General features: G+C 50.0%; 5 protein-coding genes. 3 read left to right on the top strand and 2 right to left on the bottom strand.

All coding sequences use genetic code 11. The features are described from left to right. Positions 1–441: AcrB/AcrD/AcrF family protein (locus GF401_18780; GenBank protein MBD3347105.1), on the top strand; the 441-nt coding region annotated here is incomplete at its 5' end. A 308-nt stretch (positions 442–749) separates the two neighbouring features. Then, the gene (locus tag GF401_18775; GenBank protein ID MBD3347104.1) at positions 750–1,973 is read left to right on the top strand and encodes a hypothetical protein; all 1,224 of its coding nucleotides are present in this window, start codon (positions 750–752) and stop codon (positions 1,971–1,973) included. A 96-nt stretch (positions 1,974–2,069) separates the two neighbouring features. Here GF401_18775 and GF401_18770 read toward each other — a convergent pair whose 3' ends face one another. Together GF401_18770 and GF401_18765 are read right to left on the bottom strand one after the other, a co-directional pair. Further along, positions 2,070–4,256: a hypothetical protein gene (locus tag GF401_18770; protein MBD3347103.1), complete on the bottom strand. Its 2,187-nt coding sequence runs from the start codon at positions 4,254–4,256 to the stop codon at positions 2,070–2,072. A 12-nt stretch (positions 4,257–4,268) separates the two neighbouring features. Then, a complete protein-coding gene (locus tag GF401_18765; GenBank protein MBD3347102.1) occupies positions 4,269–5,357 on the bottom strand; it encodes a hypothetical protein in 1,089 nt (362 codons plus the stop codon). A gap of 157 nt (positions 5,358–5,514) precedes the next feature. Here GF401_18765 and GF401_18760 point away from each other — a divergent pair, with 157 nt between their 5' ends. Next, positions 5,515–5,919, top strand: a complete 405-nt coding sequence (locus GF401_18760) for a hypothetical protein (protein MBD3347101.1) — start codon at positions 5,515–5,517, stop codon at positions 5,917–5,919. Positions 5,920–6,306: the final 387 nt, after the last annotated feature.

Below are 6,306 nucleotides of genomic sequence, written 5' to 3'. Positions count from 1 at the left end.
GTATTCCTCTCCCTGGGGGGAGTGTTCTGGGGGTTCACCTTTACCGGTATGGAATTTGTCATGATCATGTCGGGTATCGGTTGTGTTGCCCTTGCCGGGGTGGCGGTTAATAATTGCATTGTTCTTATCGACTACACGAATCTTCTCATCGATAAAGGCATGAACTGGTTCGAGGCCATAATCGAAGCCGGAAAGACCCGTTTGCGCCCGGTACTCCTCACCGCCATCACAACAGTTTTAGGGCTCCTCCCCATGGCCCTGGGCGCGAGTCTTGATGTGCACCCCGGTTCCTTCGGGATTCAGATAGGCTCCGAATCTTCCGAGTTATGGCGCCCCTTTGCCTGGACCATGATTTTCGGCTTGACCTTTGCAACGGTAATGACCCTTCTGGTCGTTCCCACCATGCTCACGATCTATTACCGGAGGAAATACAAGAGCTGAAAAAAATGGAGTAATGGAGCGATGCAGTGAGGTTGTTGTAACATGGATGCTCTCTGTGTCAACTCAGCGCATCGCTTCGCCATTTCAACGCTTCCTGCACTATCTCCGCACAAATGATATAATTACAGAAAAGCATCCATTTCCGACATTCAGCCGATGTGTTCCACACCATGTATTACTTGCGGCATAAATATTTTTATTTGCAGGCATCTGCTTGTCTGTGTTGTTTTCTGCTCTCATGCACCTCTGCTCGATTACACTCCCGGCCATCGGAAAGCAAATTCGATTCGGCACTTTGGGCCTCGATTTTGCAGCAGAACGGTCATGTTCCGGAAAAAGCTATCGCGCTGTGTACTGATGAGCTGAAAAGGGATGAATCAAACATCACGGCATTGCTTGCCCGCACCTCGGCCTGGGCTGCGCTCAATGTCGGGTCGGAAATGAGCAATGATTTTGCTGCTGCCCGGGATGTCGACAGTGCAGAAGCTTCTGCATTTTTTGAGCATGCCCTATCCCGCTATTATGCCCGGTCTGATATATCCCCCTCGGAATCGGTCGATACACTGAAAGTTTTTGCAGCGGCATTTGGTGATATCGGGAAATATGCGGCTTTAAAAGAGGCCGGCAGCACATCGAAACCGGAACCCCGCGAGATTTCGGTGAGCCGAGCACCGGTTCGGGGTGCTTCCCGGCGAAAGTCTGAGCGCAGTGTGGCTGTTCAGAAGACACAGCGATATGCAGAAGGGAAAGGACAGGTCGATTCCACGACAAAAATATCCCGAACGAACAGCCGCCGATCTCATCTCCGTGTTCGTAAAACCAGCGACCGGGATACCGTTGCATCCCTTCCGGTTCGGAATGATCAAATATCCGGAGAGTCGCAGGAGCATGAGGCATCGCTTCACCAGGACCGGTTTCCGCAGTCCGATGGATTGACGGTGAGCGCAACGCCGGTTCCCACCCAAAAAAAGGAGTCTCTTTCAGCAGTATCTGCCGGATTCAGGAATGGACCTGCCGGTCTGCTCGAACAATGGGACGTACCGGTGCGTGATAAACAAAAGAATGGATCCCGTCAAAGCATTGCGACTCTGGTGGAGCATATACCCTACAACGAAAGGATAGCGTTACAGGATATAATTGACCGTTGCGCGAAAAGCTATCCGGAAATTCCTTCTCAGATATCCCGCAACATGTGCCTGGGCAACCATTTGTACAAAAAGCAGGCCTGGTCCAAAGCCATGACCGCCTATCTGAATGTTCTGAAGGAAGCACCCGGTCATATGAAAGCCCTGTGCATGCTTTCCCGGTGTATCGGTAATTGCGGCTACTACGATTTGGCGCTTACCTATATCGACAAGTCGATCGACAGAAATCCTGAGTATGGCGAAGCCTGGTTTGTGCGGGCCTGGATTTACCATTGCATGGGCAACAGGGATAGGGAGGTGGCGAATCTCAGGGAAGCACTCCGGCTGGGCTACGACCGTCGAGGCTACACTACCGCCCGTTTGCGACTGCTGGGCGCCGATCGATAGGTCGTTGCTGAAAACAGCCCGGCGGCCGGCACAAAGCGAACGGCTCGAATATTTTCGGACCGGCGGATATTCATCCGGCTCAGCGTTATGAGCGGTCTATTCCTGTTCCCAAAGCATCCGGATAAAGGCAACGCCCCGGCTGGTTCCGGCGGGGACAAGGACGGTTGATTTTTCGGTTGCCGCTGTTCTTGTGTAGCGCCAGAGTTTTTGTCCCCGAGCATTGAATATTTCAAAGCCCGTTGCATTTTTCGGAAGTGATACTTTAAACCTGGTTTCGGGCCCCGGAAGTATACCGGCCATTGCACGAATCGGAGTGGACAACGAACGGGCCGGATTCATTATCTCATTTTGCGCACGTGTGGGAGCGGGGACATAGGTGATTGACGGGGCCGCCGGCGGCGTGGGTACGTCACACCCCTTATCGCCAACAAAAAGGGGCATAAACCGCCCTTCAAACTGATCCATTGTCATTTTTTCAGTCACGTTTTCACGGGTGTCCTCGGCGATATACTTATAGGTCGTACGTTCGCTGCTGTAGTTACTATGCGACAACATAAAGGAATGGCAGGATTCATCATTGATAAAGGCTGCCTGCTCCCATATATCATCGGCAAAGAAACTGGTTGGATAAAGAAGGGAACCCAGTACCTCGGAGCTTCCGCTGCCGGAGGTCCGTATCACCGGACCGTCACCTTCGGTTTTGATTCCCAGTATCCACAGATAGCCGGCGTCGTTGGATATTTTAAGGGTTCCCGCCCCTTCATTGGCAACGGATTCCGAATTGAGCTGCCGCGCCCATAACCATTGACCATCGGTAATATGCACATGAGCGATAACATCCTCTAAAAAAATCGGTCCTGCTCCTGCGGTATTGGTAATAACAGGAATTCCCGCGTGTTTGATTACCAAAGGGCGGCTCGAAGAATGAACAAATTCATGGACCGAGATATCAATCGGTCCGATTATGTACAAGGGATCGTCGGTATCGCCTTCGGTATAAATACGAACCGGCCGATTTTCGCTCCCGCCCCCACAGAGCGCTTCAAAGCCGATGATGGCCTTAACATTGGGGGGAATATAGAGGTCCCAGTAGATGGGGTATCCAACCGACCGCCTGGTTGGCAGGTAGACGGTTGACTTGCCAGAATAGAGCGCGGCCTGAATGTCGGGCATGGTATTGCCGTAGGCATTCACCAGCTCGTAATCGTTAACATTTGTCCAGTTTCGAAGGTCGTTGTCGTGAAAATCCGGCGGGGCATCCTGAACGGGCAGCTTAAGCGACGACGCCGGATCGTTAAAAAGCGTTCTGTGTTGATGAGAAAGGTATTCTTCGACTACAGGTCCCGCAACATTTTCTCCGTTGCAGGTGATTGTGTTGCCGTATCCACTTGATGACACATCTCTGGCATAGAGTACTCCTCCGTTAATTTCCACTCCGCTTCTGGATGAAGCGCCGTTGTCCAGCTCCGATTCGAGCAAAATAATCATACCGCCGTCCTGGGATATCGCAGGCACGCTGTTGCTGCTGGTAAGTTTGCGAACAGGAAGAGTATTGCCTTCATTGAAAATCCCGGCGACATTCTGGTTTCGGAGTGTAATATATTCGAATGTGGGGCCGTATTCTGCGTGTTTGACATGGATTCCATAATCGAAACCATCGATGACGACATTTTTAATAAGTAACGGGCCGGGCCAGGCACGGGTCATGTCGATACCGGTGTGCCCCTGCCCGTTGTCGGACTTAATATGAACATTTTCGATCGCGCCCATGTTGTTTGCCACATAGTTGATCGCCACTGCGCCGGGATTGTTCGAACCAGTGTTAATGGTGATATCGAATACCGAATATCGGAATGCTTCATTACCACTGCTGGTCTGAAAGATGGGTTTCTTTGACGCCCCGTCGGTATACCCGTCACAGCCGTCCTCCAGTTTAATAATCGAATGTTCGGGTCCCTGACCCTGGATTGTCAAACAGCATGAATTGGTGTTTCCGACATAAAACATGAAAATTCGGTCGGATACGAGATAGGTTCCTTCGGGAAAATAGAGCACTTTCGGACGGGTGAAATCGACAGGGTCATCCATGATCGCATCGGTGATCGCTCTGGTGTCGTCGGTGGCGCCGTTCCCGGTTGCGCCGTAATCTTTAACATTATACATGCCTGCATCGGAGGGAAATTGAAACGGCTCCGCGGCATGAGTTTTCCGGAGACCGAGAGAAAGTATTACGCAAAGAAAAAGCGACATTTTTAAAATAACCTTATTCATTGTTAACCTCATATCCTTAAACGCCTATTGGATCACTGTTATTTTTTTGCAAATCGACCGGGTGCCGGATTTTAACACGGCGATATGGCCCGGCCCCACGGGGATGTTGCCCAGGTCAAGTGTCTGTTGAGAGTACCCGGGGATAGTTATTAGTGAATAAGTTGAAAAAACCTGCCTGCCCTTACAGTTAAATATGAAAAGTCCGGTCGTCGTTTCCTGCGGAAGCTTACAGGAAAGCGTAATCGAACCGGAAGATCTGCTGTAGCTGAGCGAGTGAATTTCCGGTTTGGTGATTGCTTCTGGATTGTTAAATACAAAATTCTCGATATCGGTTTTCGGCACCGGTGATGGATATTCGGGCGGCTGATAATCGGGCCGTGGTCCGGGTTCTACCGGTGAAGTGTACAGGAGGCCGTGGTTGTTCATGGGGGATGAATCGTATACCGAATCGCCGGTGAGATTTTCGAATTGCCAGAACCCAACCAGACCGTCCGCCGAAGCCGAAAGCTGATTGTTCATTGCCCGGCCGATATCCGATTCGGAAAGGACCCGGTTGAACACCATTATCTCATCGAGTTGCCCGTCCCAGAATTCATCGCCCCCGGTAAATTCAACACCGAAAAAAAGTGGCGAGGTTGATGACGCAATCTCACCGTCGGGCGGAAACTCCGATTCCAGAGCGCCGTCAAAGTAAACTTTAATTCCTTCACTGGCGTCGTAGGTTACGGCGATATGGGTCCAGGTGGATGGGCGGACCATCGTGGAAGTTTCGGTTTGCCGGGTTGACGGGCAACTGATCCGGAGTTTTCCGGCCGAAGTCCCTTTTCTCACACCGCTTTGAATAATACCGTAGCTGCTGCCCCCGGTTGTTAGAGCATTGGGATCATCATTACCACCTTTAAAAAGAATGGGCGCATATTCGAGATAGGTGCTGATATTGACCCAGGCGATCATGGTGATCTCCGAAGTAATATCGAGTGAGGCCGAATGGGGGATACGAACATAATCATCAACGCCATCAAGGGTAAGAACGTTTCCCTGCCGGGCTTGAATTGCCCGGGGCATGAGGACGGCAATTATAAGCGCCAATAAAAGACATTTACTCGTTTTCATGATATAATCCTGGATGGGGGTACGAGGATGAACAATTCCTCCAATGATACTCGCCTGTTACACTATAATATATAAAATTTTTTCGGGTGTGGTAAAAAAAAGGAATTGATATGAGCATAAATAATGCACATTTATATATTTGAAAGGATTTTCAGGCATGAATATGCAAATCGGGACCATATGCGATGCAGCTTTTGATTATGGTGGAAAGCTGTGCATGGTGGGCGCATTTGATGAACTTGTGACAGATGAATTACCTGCTATTAAGGCCACATGCTCTTATGTCTTTCAGATACGATGGGTCAGGGGAGAATGTGGTGTTCATGAAATAATGGTTGCTTTTATCAATGAACGGGGAGAGAAAACGCTCGATTCCATGAGTACGACACTCTCGATCGAAATACCGCCCGAAAAAGGAGTCCTTCTTACCAACCATATCATCAACTTTCAGCAACTGAAATTCAAAGCAGTCGGTAACTACTATGCGAATCTCTCCGCCGACAGCCGCAAGCTCGGTCATGTACAACTCTGTGTCGGTTGTGGAGAAAAAGGTGGGGGCTAAAGGTCCATGGTTTTCAACCGCTCAACCAAGACAGAGCCTCGGGACAGGTTAATGTGTAAACTTCAGTCGGGCTATGAAAAAAGTGGGACTGTTAATTTTGGAAAGCCCTGAGCACGACTTTCAACGTTTCTTTTTTTTCCGATACTGCGAATGCGGCAAGGGCGTCCTCGAGCGGGTATTCGGCAGAGATAAGCTTTTCCAAAGGAGGGTTGTACTTTTTGAGGTATGCGACAGCATCCTTGAACCGTCCGCAGCGGGAACCGATGATGGTTAATTCATTGACAACTATGGGAGCGGGATTAAAATCCATACTACCGGCATAGGTGCTTTTCAGAATGATTGCGCCCCGGGGTTTGACACTCTCTACTGCACGGTTGAAAGCGGAAT

This window comes from Chitinivibrionales bacterium (genome assembly GCA_014728215.1).
In the GTDB taxonomy this organism is placed as follows: Bacteria; Fibrobacterota; Chitinivibrionia; order Chitinivibrionales; family WJKA01; genus WJKA01.
This window is presented reverse-complemented; position numbering and strand designations above follow the sequence as displayed.

Coding starts and splice junctions, on each gene's coding strand:
- GF401_18765 (MBD3347102.1), bottom strand. CDS start 5,357: ATGAAAACGAGTAAATGTCTTTTATTGGCGCTTATAATTGCCGTCCTC.
- GF401_18760 (MBD3347101.1), top strand. CDS start 5,515: ATGAATATGCAAATCGGGACCATATGCGATGCAGCTTTTGATTATGGT.
- GF401_18770 (MBD3347103.1), bottom strand. CDS start 4,256: ATGAGGTTAACAATGAATAAGGTTATTTTAAAAATGTCGCTTTTTCTT.